This window comes from Paenibacillus endoradicis, assembly GCF_024721975.1.
The window spans coordinates 632050-657905 of record NZ_JANQBB010000002.1; the positions used below are offsets into that span (position 1 = coordinate 632050).

The window sequence follows — 25856 nt, forward strand, 5'->3', positions numbered from 1 at the left end:
CCGAGAAGATGACCCACAGCGGAAACGAGTAGCACAGCGTACGCTTTGTGTACGTGAGCACACGCAGGCTTTCGATGGGGGACATCTTCGATGCCGAATATACTGCGAAGCCAATCATCGTTATCAAAGTCCGCTTTTTGAACTTCCTCTCATAATGTAGGTTCAAAAAGCGGGCGTTCAGAACCGAGAAGATGACCCACAGCGGAAACGAGTAGCACAGCGTACGCTTTGTGTACGTGAGCACACGCAGGCTTTCGATGGGGGACATATTCGATGCCGAATATACTGCGAAGCCAATCATCGTTATCAAAGTCCGCTTTTTGAACTTCCCCTAATTGTTTGTCAGAACAAATTCGACATCATGCCCCCCCGAGTAAGCCAATCCATTAGGCGGAATAATAATATCTCCGCCCTCATCCTGATACACATTATTACCTTCTGCCATTAACCACACATCTTGGATATACTGCACTCCCGCTACGGTATGAATCATGTCATAAACATCGCTCTTATATATGGCCCTGCCGAATTCCCATCCTTCAGAATGTACTGAGGTTTCAGGCTTCAACCAGCCATTTAACGCCTGAATAACGTCATGCTCTTTTCCTTCATATTGAGGAGTAACAACTATAATTGCACGAATCGTCACTTTAATGTATTCAGGTGCAATGATGTGAAACTGTGATGTTAACAAGCGGTAAGGTTCAAGATGAGTAGCAATCGTCAAGCGAAGTCCTTCACTTGGGATCGGAAAACTACGTGAGCTCTCAGGAACGACTACAACTGATATATGTCCCATCGCTCGCTCATTAGGGTAATTGTTCAACCTTGTATGATAGCCAGCAATTGCTCTTATTCGCGCTATTCGTATCCCTGGAATTTCAAGGACACGTTGCTCAATATCTGCAGTTGTAATGCCGCATTTTGGTTCAAGAACTTCAAGCTTAATACGATCCAGTGCTTCGCTAACGCTTTCTTCCTCTGTCCCACCATAAGCTGGAAACAAGTTTGTTAGACGCAATGCATTTTTTCTTAGTACCATTTCACGAATCGTATCTTCCTTCACATTACCAGCACTTCCTACACCCGTTCGATAACTAATAAATCTAATATTACGAGACGTAGATGCTGGAGGAGATATCCCATGTATTCCATCTGAAAACTGTATTTGTGACTCGTCATTAGATAAAATATAATGTCTGCTATACGTATTGGAATCATCAAAATCTAATACTGAATCCCAGTCTTCCCATAACATGCAACCTAACTTAGCTGAGTAAGCACCTACTTGCAGGCGGACTTGGTTCGAAAATACTGACGGTATAGGTAGATCATACTTTTGAAATGAAATACCATTACCCGCTGCTATATATTGTTGAGCTATAAATTCTGGTTGAACAGCTACAATTCTAATGCTATTCGTACCAACTGGTACCAATGAAGAAGGTAACAGTATTATCTTCAGATGAGAGGCATCGTGAACTAATTCATATCCATTGCTTGAAATATCAATCCAACCATTATGAACAAAATATTGCACTTGAATATGACCTTCCATAAATAAAGCATGATATAAATAGACGTGAATCGGATCTATCTGTCCAATCATCATATCTTGCTCCGACCAACCCTCGAATGTTTGTTCCATACACCACGTCTGACCTTGCGTAGCAAACACTTCATTCCACACTAGTCTACGGATGCGTGGCACATCATCAAAGCTACCGCTCAACAGTTTTGCCCGTAATGCTGTCACCTTACTTGAACCTACAGGAATTTCGAATAGAATTGGACCACTTTGATGCATACAATACGATTCATCACGTTCCATTCGAACTGGTTTCCAACTATCTCCATGTTCGTCCTCATCTAAGTAACTCCATTGTACGTAAGCAGACGGTGTAAAATTTTTATACCGTGCAGGAATACGTATCGTTGGTTCTTGACGATCCAGTTCAATCCACAAAGATAGTGGCATTTGACGTGGCAGCGGTTCCGCAAGCTTCAGTTCCATCGTTGCATCCTGCTGTGCATGTTCTCCAAATGGATAAATTACTGATCGACCAGTCGTCATGTCCTGTGACAAATGATGGATATCGTCCATACGATAAAGTGTGATTTTTTGGCTTATATCTGGGATAATATTAATTGAACGTACCGTTTCAAATACTAATTGCCCTACCTTCAATTGTGTTCCAAGTGGTATATAGGTTTGCTTACTAGCATGAGAAAAGCTTAGTGAAGTCGTTGCAGGCATACGATGACGCGGCATACCTCCAAGTAATTTTAGAAATTTAAGTTCGTGAGTAACAGATAGAGAGTCTAACTCGTATTGCTGCATTTCCAGATGCCAAGCCAACATTTCAAGTAATGTAATACCTGGGTCATGAGCATTCTCATCTGTCCAATCAGGCGCGATACGTGGTATGAGGTCTCTCGCTTCACGCACAAGTTGTTCAAAACTACGATCATCCAGATTAGGTATCGGTAACATGACAATGACTCCTTTCTATTGGTGTAACTCAATAGTCAATTGATGTTGACCAGGTATTACGATACTGTGTGGCAACTCATCTATACGATCTGGATTCCATTCGCTACGTTCACCATTTTCAAGCTTATAGGACTCTAGTAATAGCTGCGGAATATGGACGACTGGTCCTACAGATTTCATTAGTGCATAGAACATGGATGGATGAATCATTCCACCAATTTCCCAGCCACGTCCATCAGTATTTCCCGTTAATGGATGTAAAAATTGCTCTAATTTCAACAACAATTCACGTTCAACTAGCACAACTTCATCCATATTGCGTACCCAAATCGTAGCTCGAACTCCAATTTCTAAATATACAGGTTCGATAACTTGAAGCTTATTAGGAAATGCAATACTTGCCGCTGTAGCCTGCAATAACGTATGCTCAACAGCCTTTTTCAACTCTTGAAAATGTGCACCTTGTCGTCTGCCAGATTGAGGCATTACGATAATAGTTAATGCACCTAATTCCTTTTCTAGCTTCACATTACGATTGGGTAAACACTTTACTTTAGCTACGTTCGGATGTGCTTCCTTCGTCATCCATTCAAAATCTTCTGCTATGACGGCTCTCTTGCGATGCGCAAAAACTTTAGATCCACGTTCTACTGCTTCTTTAATGGTACCTGCATCGCAGCCTCCTGCCGCTTCCTCAAAATTATGAACCGAATCCACAAAAGCAATCGCATTTTGCATCGTTGTAATTTCTCGTTTGCCTACATTACCACGTCTTCCACCACCGCTAATATAATTAACCTTTACTTGGTCATCACCAACGACGGACACTGTTCTACCTTGTTTACCGTCACCAAACGTAATTCTACCTGCTGCTCTATCTATTCGATAATGCCGATCTGTCGGTTTAGAACGTAGAAATTGATCGACATGCTCATACCGAATCCATACTTTCATTAATTGTTGTTCGGAATCATGGATTAACTTCAAACGATAAGGGATATCAATCTGTAACTGACTTAATTCATGTGAGCTAATACTATCTGTTTCATCCACCCATACTTCTTCTGCTAGTACTGGCGTTAACGATAGAGCATAATAACTGGCATGAACATCTTGGGCAATATGATAGCCATCAACGAAACTAGGCAACTCGCCTTCAATCGTCATCTGTTGTAATACGGTTAAAGTATTTAAGATGATCTGTTTTACTCTAGGCTCGTATACCTTTTCGTTACTTGCGTAAAAACGAGTATCTCGATTAATTGCTCTTATCCAATACGATTGTTTACCAAAATGATGGCTATATGCGAAGTCTTGTGGGCCAACAAATTGTATCGTTCCACTTTGTGTAAATCCTTGCGTTTCATCAGCTACCGCCAAGGAAGTCCATACTGCCGATGTCCCCACACTACGTAGATACTCCCATTGAATATGAGGTATTTCATCACTGGTCCAATTTTTTGTAATCATATCGATATAGAGATGTATAGGACCACGAGTCGGAGCGTGATCGAAACCAAACCATACCGTTGGCTGATAACCGCTTAACGGTAGAAATGGGCGAAAAGGCATACCTCCACTACGCATTTCTGGAGAACGATCTATTAGTTCTAAGTTGTTCAACGTTATAAATTGTTGTGGAGCATATAACGGTTCTGCATACTTATAACTCAGCTGAAGCTGTGACACAAAAGGTGAATAGTAGACTGCATCAATCGAATAGGCATTGTTTACCGAAACAATACGTCCACGTATCCAGTAGTTTAATTCTGAGTTTACATCAGTAGCCTCAATATCTATTGGACACACGAAGCTTAGCTCACAAGTTTGTTTGCCTTCCCAAATCATATTGAACATCGTACTTGCAGTATCCGCTACTTCTAATTGAACCCAAGAACGACCATTCCAATATTCCCACTGCACATGCGTAATTGTTACGATATCTGGTTGGTCTACCTTATCAAGTGCATCGCGCTTCATAATTGGTTTCCAATTAATCGGTTTCGGCTTATTCGGAAATAGACGATGCATATGATATTCAAGTTGGAATACTATTGTCGTTAATGCCCCTCGCTTAGATAACGTCTCTTCACTACTAATATAGAACAATCCATAGGGAGCAAAGAAATCGCCAAACGGCTCAGCACCTTGCACCGTATTAACAGCCATATCGTTGTAATACGTTCGGTCTGCAAACATCCCGATTGTCTCTTTCGCTAAGGCATAATCCGTTTTCATAATAACGCGCTCGAATTGTACTTTACCTAGTACCGATCCTCCCGCAACATCAGAGAGTGAAAAGGCGCGACAGCGAATCCAGCGACCTTCCCTGCCTTCAACAACAGTATGTTGTAGCTTGCGCCGTGTTAATTTTAAGAGGCGAATAATTGCGCCATAACTATGAACTGCATCAAACTCCACCCATTGTCCATCACTGTAATACTCCCATACCACCTTATCTAAATCTGCTAATATAGCTACTGATTCTAATAAGGCAGATTCACGCTGTGTATGTATGAATGTAAGCTCTATAGAAGCAGGTTCATGAACTAGTAATAAAAAATCATGTGCAAGATATACCGTATGTTCTTGAATATTTATTCCTTCACTACCATATAACGCTATTGGTGTTACTTGTTCGGTAGCACTATCAGAACTGATGTCGACACCATCATTACGATGAACAATAACACGATCTTTACGAGGGTAAACAGATATGATTTGTTGTAACTTAGCTGTTGTTAGTAAGGCAGGTCTGGAAGTTTCAAATACGATAGGATCACTGCTGTCCATACTATTAGCTGATAATTGTATTCCTTTATCGATGAACACTGATTCCGGTGTTCCTTCAGCTAATTTGAACGTAACGTGAGCAATAGCAGATGTTGCATGAGCACGCTCAACATTGAAATGATTAAGAAATGTAAGATAGCTTTTATACGGTATTTGATTGAGCCTTTGAATATTCCCTTCTAATAAATGGAGAAACATCAATGCGAGAGCACTACCAAAGTCAGGATCATCCTCATTGAATTTCCATTCTGGCGCATAATAAGGAACCATCATATTCAATTGTTCAATGAGTTGTTGATGCTTACGGGTATCAATTAATGGTGATTGAGTACCCATTCCTAAGCTCGTATTCATGATTCATCGCTCCGATGGTTTAATTTGATCCTTCATATAAGTAGAAAGGATACACTTGGTTATATAAATTATTAGTAGTTCTAACTGTATATTGAACATGTATATTCAACCTATTGTCCTCATTGGGATCAGGTTTTACTTCTACTTCTACTTCATGCACACGTGGTTCCCATTTCATAATGGCGCTCAATACTTCATTCTCGATTAACTGCAAAGTAACTGCATCATTGTTCTCGAATAAATATTGCTCAATACCACTACCATAGTCAGGGCGCATTACCCGTTCGCCCTTCGATGTCCATATAATAATTTTAATCGCCTCAGCTATATCATCCTCGAACTGTGATGACTTCACGCGACCTGTTAGCTCATCAACTTCGATTGGAAATTTCCAACCACGACCCAAAAATTCTTTAGACATTTCCGCCCTCCAATCATGCACTGTCGCTTTTTGAACTACCTATTCCAATAAAGGTTCAAAAAGTGGGCTTTCAGAACCGAGAAGATGGAGTCAATTTTAGGAAGGAGGAAACGTAAATGTACGTACTTGGTACATGCGTACCGGACTTCCAAAATTCACTTCATATTCGACGCCGACTAAGCTACGTTAGCGCTACATCGTTATCAAAGTCCGCTTTTTGAACTTCCTCTTAGTTGATTTTGACCATGGCGCCTTTTATATTGATAAGCCCACCACTATTAATATCGATTGAAGCATTTGCTTTCAATTCTAATTTACTATCAGCTTGAATTTTAACGGCCATAGCTTTCAACGTAATCTCAGCACTGCCTTCTAGTTTTATTGAGCCACTCTTATCAATTGTTACTTTCGTACTACCACTACTTACCGTAATATTACCGCTTGTACTATTCATCGTTAACTTTTGCTCTTTATTTTTCGTTGCTAGTTGAACAGTTTTCCCTTTGTCGTCAAGTTCTAGCTGATAACCTTCTGCCGTTGTAATTGATATGCTACCTTCTTTATTCGTATCATTAAATGCAATTTCATGGCCTGCTCTAGTCCTAATCTTCCGAATATCGTTGTTATCATTTTTACCCTCTGGTGGCTTTTCGACATCATTCCATAAACTCCCGATAACGATTGGCGAACGAATATCGCCAAGCAGAAATGCTACAAGCACCTCATCACCAACTTCAGGAATGAATAGCGCACCTCGACTTTTCCCACCCATCCAGGTTACGATTCTAGACCAATCTAATTCCTTCTGATCGTCAATAACCGGTATATTCACTTTAACTCTGCCAAGTTTTTCAGGGTCTTTATTATCAGTAACGAAACCTGTATATACACCTTGCATCAACTCGTCGGTGTCTTCAGATGAGAAACTATCAAATATATTAATCATTGCTACACCGCATTTCCTTGTAAATTAAAACTAGATCGGTAGCCTGAGCTATCAATGACATGTGAAGCACTCTCGATATAATAAGTATTGTTCAAATGGGACCCTAAACCACTAAGTTCAATGTATCTACCAGCTCGTAACTCTGGCAATCCGATGCAACTAGCTTTCGCGCTAACTAATTCCATACTACGCTCTTGCATTTTCGAATCTGCAAGAGCTCTGGCCTCTGCTTCATCATTCACGGTCTTCTGAATTACCTCTACAAAATCTCCTAATTTGCTTAAGATATTCGGTCCGGTGCGCGAGTTCGAACCCACTTTATCCACTTTTGTTGATTCTACATAAATCGTTTTTTTCTTGTTGCGTAATGTCGCCTTCACAATAACTTTGGTTACTTGCTCTGATATATCTTGTTCTAGTTGGAAGCTACTGAGATGTTTGCCCCACTCTAACTTCATGACTGGTGTTTTGTTAGACGCCATTTCGCGATAGTACAGTTTCTTGCCAACAATAAAAAAGTCATAATCTAGTTCTTTCGCAAGTTTATTCAAAAATGCATGATCGCTTTCAACATTTTTTACTATTTTTGGATGTGTAATAGGTGTTGCTTCAATATCAAAGCTTGTAATTCCGTACTTCCTGCCTATTTCTTGGACAATGTCACTAATCTTTTTGTTAGCCCAAACTTGCGGCTCTCCACCTCGCATCATATAGAAGCTGATGTCCATTGCGGTAATCGAAACTGACGGTGCATCGTTTGTTGAAAAGTCAAAATCTACATTGGATATATAACCAAAGAAGATCGGTGTAAGTCTATCTGTATAGCCAAACGATACTTCAATAGAATTACCTAACATAAGTAATGAACTCGTCCACTGGAAATCTCGTTTAATAAGATCAAAAGCATTTGTAACCGAAAAGCTAGTCATATCTGCTTTTTTCGTAACTGAAGTATCAACGGTTACCGATTCTACAGCCATTCCTTCTCTTATAATATCTTTATTATTGATAACGATTTTGAAGCTAGGAGCGAGAAACCCTCGATAATGCTCTTCAAGCTTATCGAAACTCATCTTAGAATTATCTAGCTTGACACTACTCATTCCGCTCCCCCTCTAGCCGTATAAACGTGGAATTTTAATTACTGTGCCCGGTTCTAATTGACGTGGATCAGCTATCCCGTTAGCACGAGCAATTGCCCTCCACAATGCAGGATCTTCATATTCTTCAGCTGCAATTTGCCATAATTGATCCCCTTGCTTCACCGTTCTTTGCTTTGTACGATCAGCTGATTGACGAGGAATTTCTTGAAGTTGTTCCTTTACCGTCTTAGCTGATTTGAATGATACGTCGAGCTTGGCTCGAACTGGCTTTCCGCTACGATTGAACATCGTATAACGCTGACCAACTTTTTCAACTACACCTTGAAATGTTAAGGATCCCCATACAAATTTACATAATGGTGGTGCATGTAAATCTTTATCCACATTTAATAATTCAACGATTTTCATCGTATATTTACGTACATCTTCTGATTTTTCGTAGCTATCAAAAAATAACTCCATGGATAGAGTTGTTGCTTCACCAGAAACAAATTGAGCAATAGGCTGAGAAGAACCTGGAATGGATTGCCATGAAAATTTATTTGATGATTCTAGTGAGTATTCTGTCGGATTGAATAAAACATTTATTCGCTCCTGTTTTGATCCTGCTATAACGATAATCATCGCCTTTTCTAGCGCCATTACTGTTCAACTCCTTATCTGTTCGAATCTATGCTAAGTACTCTTTCATACTCAATTGCTATTATCGTGAGCATATTGTCGTTCATATCTATCGTCCGTTACGATGTTTTTCCAACCTTATTTTTTTGGAGATTTGATCAAATAGTTGATCTGATAGTTGCCTAATATTGATATTAGGTTGCATCGGAGTTTCTTTCGCTACGGATATTTCCTGCTCTAATCGTTTTACGGTTACTTCCAGCTGCTTCATAGCATTTAATTGCTTGGAATCATCCTGTTGCATACTTTGCTGCTTCGCTACATGTAGATTCATCGACGATTGCGTATGATGTTTTACTTGTTCTACGATTTGAGAATTACTCTTATGATGTTGTTCATTCACGATAAGTTTTAAGTCCTGTTCAGCCGTTGTTTTAATATGAAGAGTAGATAGAGATGATTGTGTACTTATGATGTTTTTCATCTTTCTCAGTAATGTAGATCCACCTATTTGTTTTATTCGTTTCGTAATTCGTTCACTTTGTTGATGTGAAGAGTGAATAAGATTAATCCGCTTAGTTATTAAACTATTCATTGTAGTTGATATTATAGTTAATGGCTGAATTATACTTGGAACATCTATGACAGATATATTATGACTAGAACTTTGGATCGTTTGATTTCTAGTCTTATGTAGTTCATTAATTAATGTACCTAACTGTTGCACATTGTTACTATTTATTTGACGATAAACTAGTTGCTTTGAATGGAAGTTATTCTCATTATGATTAGTCTGTGTAACTGGCAATGAGCTATCATTGTTGCTAGATTGACCAGATTCAGCTTTACTCAAATTTATAAATGCGGTACGTAACGAAGTTGGTACAATCATAGTTGTCGCTTGTAACTGTTTTAATTTGCTATGCAGTACCTTCACTTGTTGCAATTGCATCTTATTAACTTTACTTATATGAGTAAGTTGACCCGATACAGAGATTTTATTGTAATAAGGTCCCTCTATTATCCTCGCATTCGAACCACTAGATGAGCTAGTTAGTTGCTTCTGATTCCCCTTGTTTGTTGCCACTATTGCAGAGACTGAAGATTGTTGGTCCTTAGCTCTGTTTTGCTGTTTGACCTGATCTTGGCCTTGCTGTGTTACTTGATGTGTGACTTGTTCTTTAACCTGCTGTATTAATTGTTCTTTAACTTGTTGAATCATTTGCTTTGTTGTCTGTTCAACGACTTTGTTTGTTGTTTGCTGATCTATTCGCAACTCATGCTTTCTATTCACCGTGTAAATAAGCTGAGCCTGACGACGTATCCCATATCGCTGTCGTACCGATGGAGCAAGTGAATTAGCTTGTCGCTCATGTTCCAATGAAGAATTTGTTATAGCTGTTGATTCCGCTGAAAGATAATGCATCGTCTCGCGATTTTGCCTCTTAGTCTGTCTATCCTTGTCTAGTGTATGTTGAGCTTGCGGTATTTGAATAGAAGCTTTTCGTTGCTCCTCTGGTAGTACTCTATAGCTTAGCTTTACGACAGGAACAAGTGACAACTTGCGTGCTCTTGGCGTCTTTTTCTTCTCAACGATTTCAATTCCATAAATTAATCGTTCATTGCGCTTTATCAATTGCTGATGAAACGATGTTACTGAGCGAATTTGTATTGTAGTAGCTTCAATACGTCGTTGTTGTTTTTTTGCTAATTCACCTGTAAGTATCGCTATCTGTCTTGTAGCTGATAAAATTACTTTGCTACTTACCTCTTGCTTACGTAATTGCTCACTATTTATATTTTCATACTTATGTGAATGCTCATTATTAGCAATCTCTTGTTTTTGTATATGTTTATTATTAATAAGTTGTTGTTTATATGAATGCTGATTATTAGTAATTCGTGAATCTACTTGTGTAAGTTGATTACGATAGATCAGCTTTGCTTTCTCAGTTACTCCTGCATCTTTCCTATTAACAAATGGTACGTATACAAGCTTTTGCTCGTTTTGTATTAATCTTTGATGATGCTTAATGCTATGAATATGTTGAGGTGTAGTTTTCAAATAATATTTCACATCATTAATAATTGTCTTATGATTTATGTTACTGTGACTTGGCTCTCGATTAGTTTGTGTTATCGTTTTACCGCGTTCGGCATACTGTAAAGACAATTGTGAGCTGTTATTGGATGAATTGCTACTTAGTCGAAGCGCTGGATCAGTTGCTTTCTGTAAAAAATTGCTACGTTGTACTGCATTCGTATGTGACTGCTGATCATCTAATTTACTACTTATTCGATGTATACCAATATGAAGTTTCTGTTGGCGTAGTATTGAAATTTGCGCTATCGTTAGCTTGCGATGCCACCGTTCCATTGAAATTAATAATGATTTATCAATAATTACTTTTCTAGCAATGAATTGCTCCGTAATTGGAGTAAGTGATTGCGGAACTAAACCATGTAATGTCGCCTTCGTTCGGTAATGCTTATTACGCTCAACCAATTCCGTTGTAATACGCTCCTGCTCTTCTCTTACAATATTTCTTATGTATGGACTAAGTAGTACTTTTGCTAAAGCAACTTGCTTTTTACTAGCTTGTTTATTCGTTGCCTTCTGCTCGATATGATGCAAACTATCTATCGTCTGATTGAAAGAATAAATAGATTGAGTAGTATTAATCCATGGTGACGAAGATGTTGCTGATATTGAATCACTTCGTTGATTAGTTACTTGATTACTTATCGGATTACTTATTGAATTACTAAACGATGCTGGTATGCGTAGTAATGTAGCTGTAGATTGCTTACCATTATCTACTTCACTTCCTTCATATCGTTGCATATCATGTAATGTCGTTAATATCGTTTTATGCTTAATTTGAGATTGTACTTGCTGTAATACCTTTCGCTCTGCTTGCTCATGAGCCTTTTGTATAACTTTCTCCAGTAGAGTTGAAGTACGTTGCGAAGTGGCATTTATTACCGCATCACCACTTTTAATTGCACTTGTACTTGCACCCCGTTGTTCGTTAGAAGATGTTGAATTTACAAGTAGTGAAGCATTTTTATACTCTACAATTTGATTAAGTTGATGATGCTCGTAAATTAGCTTAATATGCAGGGGCTGAATAACCTTCGTCAAATGAATGACTGGAGATTTCGCGAATGTCATTGAATCATGTTTCTTAGGCTGTACCCGATGCTGTAGTTTACTTCTTGCAAATCCATTATCAATTCTCCAACCGTATTTCCCAACGATTTGATTAGCGAATTGTTGATCTGCTAGATGTATACTTCTTATCGGTTTTACTTTGTTCTTTGACATATTCTGATCTCTCCTTTCTCATTGCGATGATCATTATGCTGCTATTACCGTAGTTATTAATTTGTTACAAAAATTTAAAACCATTATGTACAAGTTCAATTTGTTCGATGGCAACTTCGCTAACACTAGCGTTCAGCTCAGGTCCTACCCATTTACTGGGAAAGGCATCGTTAAATGTCCAGCGACGAAACTCACGAAACTGATCGTCAAATAGAATAATTGAACCACTACGCCGTACAATCTTCCCTTTTACCACGTCGTCATACCAATCCCATAACTCATAGGAATCAGTTAAACCATGTTTCAGTACGATTGGAACATGCTTAGTACGCATTGGTAATTGATGAGTATACTCGTTCACGCCTCCCTCGTTATATTGCTCTAGCTCTGTTTCGACAACTAGACCACTAACTTCTGAAAAACTTGCTACGAGCAGATTTTCTATTTCGACCATGAATCGATAGTTACCAACGACATTAGAAAGATATATCTCTTTCTCTTCCATGCTGTTCACCTCAACTTCAGAAAAATACTGTTAGAACACGTCAAATGGATTTTTACGATCTTTTTCATCGCCCATCTTACGATTAATCTTCGATATTTCATCGCACCATTTCCGCCGTTCACGATGCTCCATATTCATAATGTCCTCATGCTTCCAGTGGAAGTAATAAGCGATAAATCCCGCTTCCTCATATAGACGTTGCTCGGGATAAACGCTTATGCTCCTTCCATCTCGGACAAAAAAGAGATGTCAACCTCATGCTCATGTTCACACTTAGGGCACATTGTGCGTACAGAAAGCTTTTCTGTTTCATTAATTTCACGGTAAAAATTTTGTAGAAACGCTAGATCAGCCGTAAAGAACTTCTCAATTGTTTTCGTATCTACAGCACGTACATCTCCAAGTTTCGTAATAACACGAGCTAACAATATAATCGTCAAATACCCTGGATTTTGCTGTACCCTTTGATCTCTCATCGGTAAGATCTCATCCGCGGCTGTTGCAAGTCTCATCGTGCCACGACGATGTAAATTACCATTCTCATCTACATATCCTCTAGGTAACTCAAATTCAAATTCTGTACGAAATGACATTCATATTTCCTCCCACAAACTTTTTGTAACTACTTGTTATGCTTTCTGTTATTGAAAAGTTGCCTCGTAAGCATTCACCAAACTATTATATGTTTTTGTTATATTTCTTGTTGCTGACAAGTTACAGCGTAACTTCATAATCAAGGTCTACTTTTTGAACTACATCTTCCAATAAAGGTTCAAAAAGTGGGCTTTCGCAAATCGAGAAGATGCACTCCAGCGGAAACGAGTAGCACAGCGTACGTTTTGTGTACGTGAGCACACGTAGGCTTTCGATGGGGGGAATATTCGATGTCGAATATTCCACGTTAGCATAATCATCGTTATCAATGCCCACTTTTTGAACTACATCTAAACAGACGAAGGAACAACATGCTAGATGTTGTCCCCCGCCTAGTCGCATTAAAGCGTCCTTAGCATGCCTTCATGCGCTAGCTCTAGAAGCTCGATAGCAACTTCAGATGCTGTTGCGTTAAAATCAGGCGCTGTATACTTAGTTGGCCAAGCTTCATTCACTTGCCATGTGGCAACATCTTCGCCTTCTTCACTAATCGCAATAATTGTAATTGTTTTGCGCTCAACCGTTCCTTCTACGATACAGTCCTGAATCCATTCAAATAGATCCAACGAATCAGTAGCTCCCCATTTCAAGGAGATGTTGCCATACTTTGCAAGACCAGGTAATTTACGAGGTGTTATCGTATCTGTACCTTCTCTATACTCAATAACGTCTAGTGATGCATCAAATCCTGAAACCTCACTAAAGCCCGCTTGTTCAATACCCTCTACCTCAACACGGAATCGAAACTTGCGGAATGGATCATTTCTTTCGCCTGCCATATGTTAATCTCCCTTTCTTTGCTTAATAGATTTGTTCATTATTGTTCGTTCGTTTTCTGTGTAATGCGGAATACGACGAACTCAGCTGGTTTCACTGGTGCAATACCAATAACGCAAATTAATCGACCGTTATCTATATCATCTTGTGACATCGTGTTGCTACTAATATCAATATAGAATGCTTCACTTGGTGATGAACCTTGCAATGCTCCACCACGCCATACACGTGTTAGGAATGCATCAATTGTACGGTGTACTCTTGCCCATAGACGTTCATCATTCGGCTCAAATACAACCCAGTTTGTACCTTGTTTAATTGATTCTTCGACAAAAATGAATAAGCGACGAATATTAATATATTTCCATAAACTATTAGAACTTGTTGTTCTAGCACCCCAGATACGAATACCTTGACCAGAGAAACTGCGAATCAGGTTAACGCCTTGCGGATTTAGAATATCTTGCTCACCACGATTGTATTGAACATCTAGTCCGGAAACACCGCGAATAACTTCATTTGCTGGCGCTTTCTCTACCCCACGAGTACTATCACTTCTAGCATATACACCCGCTACTGAGCCAGACGGAGGAACAAAAATATTACGTTTTTCTAGTGGATCAAATACTTGTAGCCATGGATTGTATAACGCAGCATAACTTGAATCAAATAGTTCTCGATGTTCAAGTACATCCTGTACCGATGTTTTGTCGCGTGGAATATCTAGAATTGCAAAACGACTACCTAAATTTTCACAATGTGCAACTAGAGCTAATTGAACTGCAGGATCAGTCACACCAGGTACTGAGATGATGCTAATACGATCGTTATCTACAAAAGATTGAATACCAGTACGCTTACCAGGACCTTCATCAACACCAATATATGTAGCAGGTGAAATATTTCCTTGTGTACCATCCAATCCACCTGTAAGTTGCAGGCTTACTTTATTACTACTTTCAAATAGTGCAACAACACTACTATTCTCTAATCCAGTGATTTCTACTAGAGATGATTTTACAAGTACTTTATCAACGTAATTCGCAGCAATAGCATTGAAAGAAACATGCTCATACTTTTCAACTACGTTTCCATAACCTAACTGGATTGTAAATTCAGCTGTCGATAATAGTTTTGTTGGAATCGCACCTTCTGCTGTTACAACATTACCGCTAAGCGCTTTAGAAAGACCAATGACACCATCACGAACAGATTCGATAACGGACTGCTCAGTTCCATCTTCACCCGCAAAATTCACTTCATCCCCAATATTAAAACCAGCGCTGTTTTTCACGGCATATAACTTTTCGCCAACTTCAGCTGTAATGTAGGATTTCGCTTTGCTAGAAGGTGTAATAAGAATATTAACGCCATTACCCCATGAACCTGAGTTTTTTGCCGCAACATTAAGCTGTGCATTACTACCGTTAGCTGCTTTTGCATCCTCTGGTGCTACGCGTACTATGTACGCTTGTGAGCCCCCATTTGTAAAAAATTGATCAACTGCATAAGATAAATAGCGATATTGACCAAATTGATTGTCAGAAAGATAACTACCAAAATTACGTTTAAAATCATTTAGGCTAGTGACTAATGTCGGTAACCCTTTAACTGGCCCCATCTCCGCAATTCCTATAAAACCAGCAGTACTCGTGCTTACACCGGATAACGGTTGACCTGCACTATCAAATTCTTCTACATAGACTCCAGGTGAAAAATATTCAGCCATTGTTTTTTCCCGATCCTTTATCTGATTAACGTGCCTTTCGATAAAGATCGGTTCCTCCTTTCGGATATTAGGTATAGTATTGCTAGTATGTAGTGTACATATTTCGCTTTACGATTGAGGTTCATGTTGCTGTAACTTAAGATGTCGCTCTTTAACTCTAGATACTGATTTTGTGCGAGTTGAATCCAGAAAGACTGGACCTAGTTGATACGCTGAGCTTAGTTTGTAGGGCTGATTCGGAAACAAACTAATCATCGTTTCTAGCGGTATGTCCGCCTTGACGATCCGATAAGTTCCATCTGTACCTGCCAATGCACCTTCCAAATCTTCTCCTCGAAGTACTGCATGATCATGCAGTACCTGTATCGTGCGACCGATAATTCGCTGTTCATCAATCGCCCTAGTAAGAACATCTGACGATGAATGTGCAGTAATTAAGTAACTTAGATTCAAAGGAATTGGAGGGTAACGCATTCGATCACCTTGATCGATAAGATCATTGTTTCGAACTTCCGTATTCTCACGAACATCGTACAAATATACCGTCAGATTCATATCGCCCTTATCCATTGGACTAGCAAGACCTACTCCATCTGGATGCGAGATCAGCTCTGGTACAAGTGCTTCACGCAGCACCTTTACTAGAGATAGACCAATATCTGTTATGACAGAGTAATCCGCCACTAGCATCACCCCTTCCAATACTGTGCATATGGCCCTAATCGATCTTTCATTAACAATTTTCCTGTTTTCTTATATTCTTGAATCGCTGCCTCTATGAAATGTTGCATACTGAGCTTTGAGCGATCTTGTGCAACTAAATACACTGCTGTTAATACGATATTTTTAATAGGGCCGCCTGATAATTCAAATGTTTTTGCTAGAAATGGTATATCTAGTGGCTCTATCCGAATATGAGATGGAATAATAGAACGCCATAATTGTTCACGTTGCGTCGCATCCGGGAAAGGAAACTTGATAATATATTGAATTCTACGCATAAAGGCATCGTCAAGATTTTGCGAAAAGTTCGTAGCTAGAATAGTCAGTCCATCGTACTCTTCCATCTTCTGTAGCAAATAGGAAGTTTCCATATTGGCGTATTTATCATGAGCATCCTTCACCTCTGATCGTTTACCAAAAAGAGCATCCGCTTCATCGAAAAATAAGATAGCTCCACTTAATTTCGCACGATCGAATACATCAGCTAAGTTTTTCTCTGTTTCTCCAATGTATTTGCTAACGATACGCGTCAAATCTACACGATATAATTCAGCCTTCATCGCTTTAGCCATGACAAGTGCAGCCATGGTCTTCCCTGTTCCAGGAGGGCCGGTGAACAACATACTAACGCCCCTTCCATATGGAAGTAGACGTTCAAACCCCCATTCATGCATGACAATATGTCGATTAGCTACACGATGACAGGCTTGTTGTAATAGTTGTAATGTCTCTTGTGGCAAAATAAGATCTGGCCAGTCCCATTGCGACTTTATTTGTACTGCTTTTTGTTGTAAACCATGATGAATAAGTCCATTAGCAGCTTGATGAAGCCAATAACTATCGTCTTGCTCATGTTGAAGTTGTATATGATCAACATCTATCGCTGACCAGTGTTTTAATAGCGACGCTTCTCGAACAGTAGAAGCAATTTGACCAGCTGTAAATTGAAATTTGGTAGCTAATTGTAATGCTAAAGTTGGATTAATTATTAATTTAGAACCTGCATAAGATCTCCAAAGATTGGATCCTTCTTCAAGTGTTGGGAGTGGGAATGTAATAATTACACGTTCAATTTGGTCATATTTTGTTATGAGCGGCAAATGATTATTACTGTGGAGTATGATAATATCATGCCAGCCTTGAAGCTGCTCCTGTAATATTTGCAGGCTTGTATAATTTTCTTTTTCTTCATTCTTCGAAGTAAATTGCTCAATATGATCGAATATCGGAATTGCATTCATAAGCTTTGCTTCCTGTAGAAAAAGTTCAATAGTTTGACCAAGAAGATGTATATCGTTAGAAAGGGAGGTTGTGTCTAATTCGAGTGTTGGTCTACCCATTTTCCGCGCTAAATGTTGACTATGTATTGTTTTTCCACTACCAGTTGTGCCAATCATTAATAGTATAAAAGGTTGGTCATGATAATGTTTCACATAATTAATCATTTGTTGCTGTAACGATTCATGAATCATAAGTGGGAGGAGTGATTCATACTTTTGCTGCGTCGTATAACGTACTTTGCTTAATAACCCGTTATATTTCCAGTTCAATTCTAGTAAATAGTGTATAATACGCGGCTCAAGTACAAGCGGTTCAACAAGTACCGATGAGTCTTTGTTAGCAAAAGATTGTGTTGAATTGGTAGTAAATAGATTTCTTAGATTGCTTGACGCATTCATCATGCGTCGATACACTTGCTTTTGTTCTTCTCTACTACGACTACATAAACGCATGAGTAGATCAAGCGTGACGAATTGGCAAGTGAGATCATCTTGAACATAGCCGTATAATTTCAAATATTTGCGATTCATATGCGGCGCTAGAGATACGATCAATAATCTAATATCTAGCTCGTCTAAACATAATCGTTGTTGTAAATTAATAATTGAGAGGGGTATCGATAGCTCTCTATTACGTTGTAATCGGCTATCAATCATCTGCTCTAGTCTGTTAATGAGTTCAAGTTGCTCTGCTTCAAGAGATATATAGGTTAATTCTGTAGCTAGTATTTGCTGTGCTTCTGATTCTGTCAAATACATTCCTTTGAATGGATTTCGCTCGGATGTTCGAAGTTCTTCTTGCGACATCGCATTCATTTCCGCTTCGAGCAACAAATCCAAGATGACGAGCTGATCATATATATATTCACTTGCAGATTCATAAGGCTCAATCTTTATTGGGACTTTTACAGCTTCGCCCATCTCATTCCACCCTTTTCCAGTATATTGTTACTGATTAAGGTCGTTAATATTTCATCTAATTATATTTTTGCATTTACTTACACTTTGTGCAATATCTTTTATTTATTTGTGTAATCTAGGTCACATTAATTGAGATAGTTCATGGAATCACGATAGTCAATGCACATAATAGCAATATCATCACATTGCGGATAGGTAGCTACAAAGCTCTGAACATCGTTCACAATATATTTTACTTGTTCTTCTGTAGAACAGTATTGTTGCTTGGTCAAATAGTGTTGTAAACGCTCCATACCATACCATTGTCCGTACTCATTTTCCGCTTCTGTAATGCCATCGGTATACATAATAATGCGATCATCAGCTTGAAGTTGTATGCTTTGTGCAACATAAGGAGCTTCTACTAAAACCCCAATTGGTAATCCTTTTTGACTATTAAGAGTTGTAACCGAACCATTGCGTAATAGTAGTGGTGGACAATGTCCCGCATCACAGTATACAAACTGACCTGTCTTAGTATTCATAATGGCTAAGAAAATTGTTGCAAACATTGTAGAATAGTCCGTACTTAATTCTTCATTAATCGCTGTAATAATTTGCTCTGGTGAAGCAAACTCTGTTGATTTGGCTTTAATCCAGATCATAACTGCGGACATAAAAAGTGCCGCTGGCATCCCTTTGTCTGATACATCCCCTAAGCATAGGAGGACATGCTCATCATCAAGCGGAAAGAAATGATAGAAGTCGCCGCCGACTTCTCTTGCAGGCATTAAAGTAGCATTTAGCTGACATGAATGCATCTTGTATTGATTACCTGGGAGAAAGCTTTCTTGAATCTCTCTGGCAATTCGCATCTCGCTCTCCATCTTTTCTTTCGCTGCTGTTGTCTGTTGTAGACTATTCATGTTATGTTCAAGCGCTTCATACAACAGCATATTTTCAATTGCCATCGCTACTGGAGCACTCATACTCTCCAACATTGCCAAATCCAACTTATTGAACGGACTTTTACCCTTTTTGTTAATGACTTGTAACACACCTAACAAGGCACCATTACTTTGTACGGGAACACAGATCATATTACGAGTTGCAATAGCTGATCGCTTTGCTACTCTACTAGACCAACGTTCATCTTTTTCAGTATTAGGAATTAACAACGATTGACCATGCAAAGCTACCCAACCAGCAATTCCTTCACCCGGCTGTAATCTAATTTCTTTCACTTGCTTATGATTTTCACCGGTTGCTACTTCAAAATATAACTCACCACTATCTGGATCAAGCAAAATAATTGAAGAACCTTCTGCTCGCAAAGAGCGTGCCGTTGTTGTCATAATAACTTCTAGCAATTGCTTACGCTTAATCGTTGAGCTTAGCTGCAAACTTAAATCTAGTAAAACAACATCTCTACGATGTTGCTCTTGCAACTTTCGAGCATAAAAAATAGTTCCAACAAATCCAGCAGAAACAATGCCAAAACCTAATTCTAGCAGCATGCTAACAGTCCTTTCTATGCATTAGCTTGCAAAAATGCCCATGCTTCCTCTTCTGAGTTACAAATTGTAAATATAGAAGAGAAGCCTGACAGATCAAAAATATCTTTCACATTACTTTGCATAGCACATAACACTACTGAACCTTGAATAACCTTAGTTCTTTTGATGGCGAATAACATTACTCTTAATCCTGCACTACTTATATAATCTAATCGTTCTAAATGGAATAAGAAATGTTTATACCCTTGTTCCAATAACTGTACTAACTGTTGTTCTAATTGTTGCATCGTCACACCATCTAATCTTCCTTCTAATGCTATCGCTGTAGCCAGATCCTTTTGCTCAATATGAATATTCATCTGCGATCATCCTTATCTCTAATTTAATCGTCTTATCATGGTCAGTTCATTACGTTGATCCTTATATTCATACAGACATTGATCCATTTTGGATCTAATAAAATATATACCAAGACCACCAACTTTTCGGCTGGCTACATCTTCTATTACACTAGGCTGTTTATGCAGTAATGGATTAAACAAAGGAGCTCCATCACTACATACAATTTGTAATTGTTGACCGTCAATATGCTCAATTACTAATCGAATCTCTTCACGTTGAAGCTCAGCATCTGTATATGCTTTATAGCCATGATTAACGATATTAACAAACCACTCCTCACAACATAGCAACACAGTAAAACGTAGCTTACTATCTAGCATTTCTGCTATACAAAATTGCTCAATAAGCTGACGCAACTCTTCCCAATTCGCAACATACGGCGTGGTCCTCAGCTGAAGCTGTGACATAGAAAACCTCCTCCAACTTTTCATTCGCTTCCTGAGATGCTTCTCGCTAATGAAAAATACTTCGGAAGCATAAAACTAATTTTTCATTCACTCCCTGATATACATCATGCTAATGAAAAATACATCGGAAGCATAAGTCCGCCTTTTGAACTTCCCTTTCCCTAGCCTAACTTCAATAGCATTTGCTCTAGGGCATGTAGACGATGACTAATGGAGCGCAACAAACCTACGCCGATCTCAGGATAAAGACGGACTAATTTGACGACTTCGTCTCCACTTATCTCTAATACATGAACCTGCCCGAATAGTACTTGAGCAGATATTTTTGACGGTGAATCATCGAATAATGAGGCTTCACCTATGCTCATCTTCTCACCTATAATAGCTAATGTGCCTTCTACGCCATCTTCATTCGTGCCACTAAGTTCGACATGCCCCTCTAGTACAATAAATAGCTTAGTGCTTTGCTCACCCTGCTGAAGTAGGTATTCATTTTCTTCGTATGTCTTTTCATGAGCAATACTAGCAATTCTACCAAGCTCATCTATTGAGATATCTTGAAACAGTGGAGACTGCTTCAAAAATACGATCTTATCAAGTGCACCTAGATACTCCCAATTGTTCATAAGTAATAGTTCACCTTTCTCTGCTCCTGCCTTAATTGCAATTGCTTGAAGCCAAGGATCAGTCACTTCCTTCCGCTCTTCTTGTTCAACTTCACGACCTCGATAATAATTTAATAATTCTGCACTTAACTTGTTATGACCAAAGCCTTCAGATAAGATTTCAATGCCATGATCTCTAATTTCTTCCTGCTCGTTTTCAACAGCTTCACGAAGTAGTGTCACTGCTCGCTCATCACTATAGCGAATCATAACTTTCCAAATCGTATCTAGCTGTTGCTTTACAATATCAGTTGTCCGTTCCCTAGCAAGCTCAATCCATTGCGCCTGATTCGTAGCAGCAATTTGCTCATACATGCGATGACTAGCAGATAGCTCTTGCAGTTTACTTACACATGTAGGGATGACAATAGATTCAATATGCTGCTCCTTACCGTTAACAGATAATACCGATACTGCTTTACTCCATTGCTCCTGATTGGGAGATACTACAAAGCGAAGTAGCTCCTCATTAGCAGATTCTCCAAGTGAAAGTAACGCTTCTTCAATTGCTTTATTCAATTCAATATCTGCACCAACGAGAAACTCCATTAAACTCGTAACCATATCCTTATCGGAAATTTGTCCAATTACTCGTACAGCAGTTAATTTTACTGCTTGTGATTGCGATAACATACACATCATGACATCCATGATCATACTATCTAAATGACGTTCTCCAATAAGCTGACAAGCAAGCTGTGCTGCTTCATTTCCTTTCTGAAGTTGCTGCTGTAGCTCTAGTTGCAGTTCATTAAGATCACTTGTTACTGTCCATGCTTCATAATTAACTAGAAGTGAGATGTCACGACGAGCCTGCTCAATATACTCATTGCGTAGTTGCGTAGAAAGTAATTGTGACGACAGAAATAATTGACGATAACCTATAGCACGTACTTGATCATCTTCATCTCGAATTAACAACTTATATTGTGCTAGCTTTACCTGCTGCCAACTTTGAGGATGAATAGCAGATAGTGCTAAAGCTTTCAGCTTACCTTGCCTATTTTCTGCATATTGCCAAAGTACTTGGTAAAGTGCTTGGTCAGGCTGACGAATTAGCAATTCTAGCGTAAATTGTTGCAGTAGTACATCACCTTGCTGAAGCTGTTGCACGATTGCTTTTCGTACACGTTCATGTCGCATAGATTCTAGTAATTCAGCAATATAATCTTTCGTCGATTGCTGTAAATTAGCAATTAACTCTTTAATGTAAAGCGACTTCGCTCCCCAAGCGATTGCAACTAAAAGAACTGCAAGCACGAGACCAATAATGGCTTGTAGCGTTAGACTTACTTGCCACTGGGAGTGCAATAATGAGATACCAGAGCCAAGCAATATACCTGCTGAGGAAGCAATTCCTTGCGCTGTATATCGATAACCATCGCGATGTTGTAAAGGTAGCATTTTGAAAAAAAATTGATAGCTTGGTTCTGCGAAATAATAGAGTAGCAAATATGTAAAACTATAGCCAATCGCTACCATAATAAGCGCCATAGAGTGATCAATAAATAGTGAAGTAATTCCAAAACATGCTACAAAAATAAGAGAAATTAATAGAATAGTATTCGTCGCACCAAGTTTATCCATCAACTTGGTAGATATGAGCTGTAAAATAAATGCTGCTATAAATAGCAACACAACCATCATTCCATAAAATGATGTTAGCTCACTTTCATTAGGAAATGCTTGTTGAGCCTTTGTGAAGTATTGATACTCCATCACGAAGTATAAGGCAGGCATGACCGTCATGATTCCGACGACTAATAGGAGGAAGGGAGATCGGAAGATTCTGGACCAATAATATGAGCTTCGCTCGCCTTGCGGAGCTTGCTCTTCTTGAAAACTTAACGGCACTAAATATTTGCGTATCGCGTGAATAAAACTAGGAAATGCTGCCAGTAATAATAATGCGGCAATCATGTACAACAACTCAGAACCAAGTAAAGTAGCTAGCGTAGTGGAAGCTAGACCTGCAATAATACCACCTATAATCGCTAATAAAACGAATACAGGCATTAATCGCTTTGCCTGTTGCGTTGGACATAGGTCAAATGCTGTGCTCCACATAAGCAATGTTTGTTGTCTAATAACAAAGTTAGACGTAATAAACATTATAAAATAAAAACCTATCCACTCGAGCTCGAGCCACCGAAAGCATAGTAGAATCACACCATTAAGCAATCCTATACTAACAAATAATAAATATAGCCTGCTCATAAATCGAGGCTTCGCTATTCGTTGTGAAAAAAATGATAAAAGCCATCCTTCCAGAGGAAGTAGACAAGCTTCAATCCCATACATAATAGGTAAAATCATAATGCCAACCCTCGTATTGAAAATCGCCATAAATGATGTGTAATTCATCATCTCAGAAATACCTGCGAGTAAGAACACGACACCCATTAACATTAATTTACGATTATCTTCGGGTTTCAAATGAAAATATCTTTGCACCGCTGTTATCACTAGACATATCCACCTTGTTATTTGTAATTAGATTGAATGTATTCGGGTAGCGATGTACTCTCTAGTTGGCTTCTTCTTACCCTGTAATAGTTCAAGCTTCTGCAAAATGGTGATAAACTTCTTATCTTTACGCGTAACACCGAATTGATACAGTATATCAATCATCGTAATTTTCAGAAGCATTATTAACTGATTAATAGAAGCATAACCTTGTTCCTTCAACTTCTGCATTCTTTGCTGTTCTTGTTGCTTAGGTAGTAGTTTATGATCAATCTCCAAAAAACGATTAATAAGCTGATCTCTATTACCAACAGTAATTGGCTGCTTTCCATTGTCAAAATGAATACCGAATAACAACTGGAACATTTTTTCAGGATCTTGAAGTATTTGCTCCATCGACACTGGTTGCTCTGCATCTTCAGATTGTCCATCAAAACCGATAAAACCGAGCCATGAAAATTGTTGATCGTCATCTTGTTCCAATTCTTCTTGCCCAGATTCAGGGTGTGATAAGTTTGTGTTATTTACTTGTTGAACTGTTTCGAGTTGTCTTTCAACTTGTCGATCATTCAAACCATTCATGACATGAAGAGCTTCTTCAATGCGATTCCAATCTACCCATTGTTTCAAATGCTCTTCAATCGTCACATTATTACTCAATTGATATAGTGATAATTGACCTGCACCATTCAATTTATGTAGTAATAACTGCTTTTTGAGGATAGATAAACGATCTAGTCGTTGTAATAAATGAGCCTGCCCTTGTTTATTACCTTTATAATTCAACCATAACCATGTTTCATGATATGGAAATAATAAGCCTGCCCCACTCATCTCAACTTTTGGTTCTTTCGCCCCTAAAGTTGATATATCAGCTTCATTAAACGGTTCCTCCGGCTGTAAAGTAATCCGCCTCACCGAAGTAATCATCTCTTGCCATTGCTTCCAATCTGGCATGATACTCATCGCGGTTGTAAAATCTCCAATTTCGCCATACCACTGCAGTAACAATGATTGTCTTTGCCCAACAGACAATGCTTCAAATTGACTCCATATCATACCTTCTCCAGCTTGCTGAGCTTGAAGTGATAACACAAATATTAGCTGCTTAAACTGCAGATTCATTCCTTCTGTCGCTGTCGTCATAGGTGCTGTATGAGAAATATGTTGTAGCAATTGGCTTGATGCTTTATTGCCAATGCTTTGCTGCATCCTCCATACGGGAGATAGCTCCCTTTGACTAGGCTTTGTAACAACATTAGGCTGATCGCGCTCCTTGATGTTCCCTTGTTGATTAGGAGCTGGTGACAGTCTTCGTCCGAATACCATAATGTCCTCCTTTTAGAGGTAGTTCAAATAGCAGACTTTGATAACGATGATTAGCTTCGTAGCATATTCGACATCGAATATGCACCCCATCGAAAGCCTGCGTGTGCTCACGTACACAAAACGTACGCTGTGCTACTCGTTATCGCTGTGGGGCATCTTCTCGATTCTGAAAGCCCGCTTTTTGAACCTTTATTTTAATTAGAGGTAGTTCAAATAGCAAACTTTGATAACGATGATTAGCTTGTTAGCTTATTCGACATCGAATATGGATATTTATAAATTCATTTGTTAATTATATCAATATTTCTATATTATTGTATCTATTCCTGCTAAAATACATTGTATAGTTACTATTCGAGTAAGCTATATACATAGCCATCCTCCCTACCTCCCTTTTATTTCTTATGGCTACAATACTAAATGAACTACCTTCTCTACTACA

General features: G+C 38.8%; 19 protein-coding genes. All 19 read right to left on the reverse strand.

Going from position 1 to position 25856, the window contains the following annotated elements; all coding sequences use genetic code 11:
* Nucleotides 1-331 precede the first annotated feature (331 nt).
* The 19 genes from NV377_RS08865 to NV377_RS08950 all read right to left on the reverse strand — a co-directional run bounded on the left by NV377_RS08865 (nt 332) and on the right by NV377_RS08950 (nt 25414).
* Nucleotides 332-2494 (reverse strand): baseplate J/gp47 family protein, encoded by a 2163-nt coding sequence (locus NV377_RS08865; protein WP_258200839.1) that lies wholly within the window; start codon nt 2492-2494, stop codon nt 332-334.
* A 15-nt stretch (nt 2495-2509) separates the two neighbouring features.
* Nucleotides 2510-5641, reverse strand: coding sequence for a baseplate J/gp47 family protein (locus tag NV377_RS08870; protein ID WP_258200840.1), 3132 nt, complete (start codon nt 5639-5641; stop codon nt 2510-2512).
* A 19-nt stretch (nt 5642-5660) separates the two neighbouring features.
* Nucleotides 5661-6062: a GPW/gp25 family protein gene (locus tag NV377_RS08875; RefSeq protein WP_258200841.1), complete on the reverse strand. Its 402-nt coding sequence runs from the start codon at nt 6060-6062 to the stop codon at nt 5661-5663.
* A gap of 229 nt (nt 6063-6291) precedes the next feature.
* Nucleotides 6292-7008, reverse strand: a complete 717-nt coding sequence (locus NV377_RS08880) for a phage baseplate assembly protein V (RefSeq protein ID WP_258200842.1) — start codon at nt 7006-7008, stop codon at nt 6292-6294.
* Between the two features lie 2 nt (nt 7009-7010).
* Complete coding sequence (locus tag NV377_RS08885) at nt 7011-8111, reverse strand: phage late control D family protein (RefSeq protein ID WP_258200843.1); 1101 nt, start codon at nt 8109-8111, stop codon at nt 7011-7013.
* A 12-nt stretch (nt 8112-8123) separates the two neighbouring features.
* Nucleotides 8124-8753 (reverse strand): CIS tube protein, encoded by a 630-nt coding sequence (locus tag NV377_RS08890; protein ID WP_258200844.1) that lies wholly within the window; start codon nt 8751-8753, stop codon nt 8124-8126.
* Nucleotides 8754-8841: 88 nt separating this feature from the next.
* Nucleotides 8842-12060 carry a hypothetical protein gene (locus NV377_RS08895; protein ID WP_258200845.1) on the reverse strand — a complete coding sequence of 1073 codons (3219 nt, stop codon included), beginning with the start codon at nt 12058-12060 and terminating at the stop codon, nt 8842-8844.
* Between the two features lie 64 nt (nt 12061-12124).
* Entirely contained in the window at nt 12125-12565 is a 441-nt protein-coding gene (locus NV377_RS08900; protein WP_258200846.1) for a phage tail protein, read from the reverse strand.
* Nucleotides 12566-12595: 30 nt separating this feature from the next.
* On the reverse strand, nt 12596-12784 hold the full coding sequence (locus NV377_RS25780; RefSeq protein ID WP_308860116.1) for a DUF6760 family protein: 189 nt from the start codon (nt 12782-12784) through the stop codon (nt 12596-12598).
* Nucleotides 12781-13158, reverse strand: a complete 378-nt coding sequence (locus tag NV377_RS08905) for a phage tail assembly protein (protein ID WP_258200847.1) — start codon at nt 13156-13158, stop codon at nt 12781-12783. The genes NV377_RS25780 and NV377_RS08905 overlap by 4 nt, the downstream gene beginning before the upstream one ends.
* A gap of 402 nt (nt 13159-13560) precedes the next feature.
* Entirely contained in the window at nt 13561-13998 is a 438-nt protein-coding gene (locus tag NV377_RS08910; protein WP_258200848.1) for a phage tail protein, read from the reverse strand.
* A gap of 38 nt (nt 13999-14036) precedes the next feature.
* Nucleotides 14037-15725: a phage tail sheath family protein gene (locus tag NV377_RS08915; protein WP_258200849.1), complete on the reverse strand. Its 1689-nt coding sequence runs from the start codon at nt 15723-15725 to the stop codon at nt 14037-14039.
* A gap of 108 nt (nt 15726-15833) precedes the next feature.
* Nucleotides 15834-16409 carry a Pvc16 family protein gene (locus NV377_RS08920; protein WP_258200850.1) on the reverse strand — a complete coding sequence of 192 codons (576 nt, stop codon included), beginning with the start codon at nt 16407-16409 and terminating at the stop codon, nt 15834-15836.
* A gap of 5 nt (nt 16410-16414) precedes the next feature.
* Nucleotides 16415-18649: an AAA family ATPase gene (locus NV377_RS08925; RefSeq protein WP_258200851.1), complete on the reverse strand. Its 2235-nt coding sequence runs from the start codon at nt 18647-18649 to the stop codon at nt 16415-16417.
* Between the two features lie 125 nt (nt 18650-18774).
* On the reverse strand, nt 18775-20145 hold the full coding sequence (locus NV377_RS08930; protein WP_258200852.1) for a PP2C family protein-serine/threonine phosphatase: 1371 nt from the start codon (nt 20143-20145) through the stop codon (nt 18775-18777).
* A 14-nt stretch (nt 20146-20159) separates the two neighbouring features.
* A complete protein-coding gene (locus NV377_RS08935) occupies nt 20160-20504 on the reverse strand; it encodes an STAS domain-containing protein (RefSeq protein ID WP_258200853.1) in 345 nt (114 codons plus the stop codon).
* Between the two features lie 18 nt (nt 20505-20522).
* Nucleotides 20523-20954: an ATP-binding protein gene (locus NV377_RS08940; RefSeq protein WP_258200854.1), complete on the reverse strand. Its 432-nt coding sequence runs from the start codon at nt 20952-20954 to the stop codon at nt 20523-20525.
* Nucleotides 20955-21115: 161 nt separating this feature from the next.
* A complete protein-coding gene (locus NV377_RS08945) occupies nt 21116-24085 on the reverse strand; it encodes an MFS transporter (protein ID WP_258200855.1) in 2970 nt (989 codons plus the stop codon).
* 27 nt (nt 24086-24112) lie between these two features.
* On the reverse strand, nt 24113-25414 hold the full coding sequence (locus NV377_RS08950; protein ID WP_258200856.1) for a hypothetical protein: 1302 nt from the start codon (nt 25412-25414) through the stop codon (nt 24113-24115).
* Nucleotides 25415-25856: the final 442 nt, after the last annotated feature.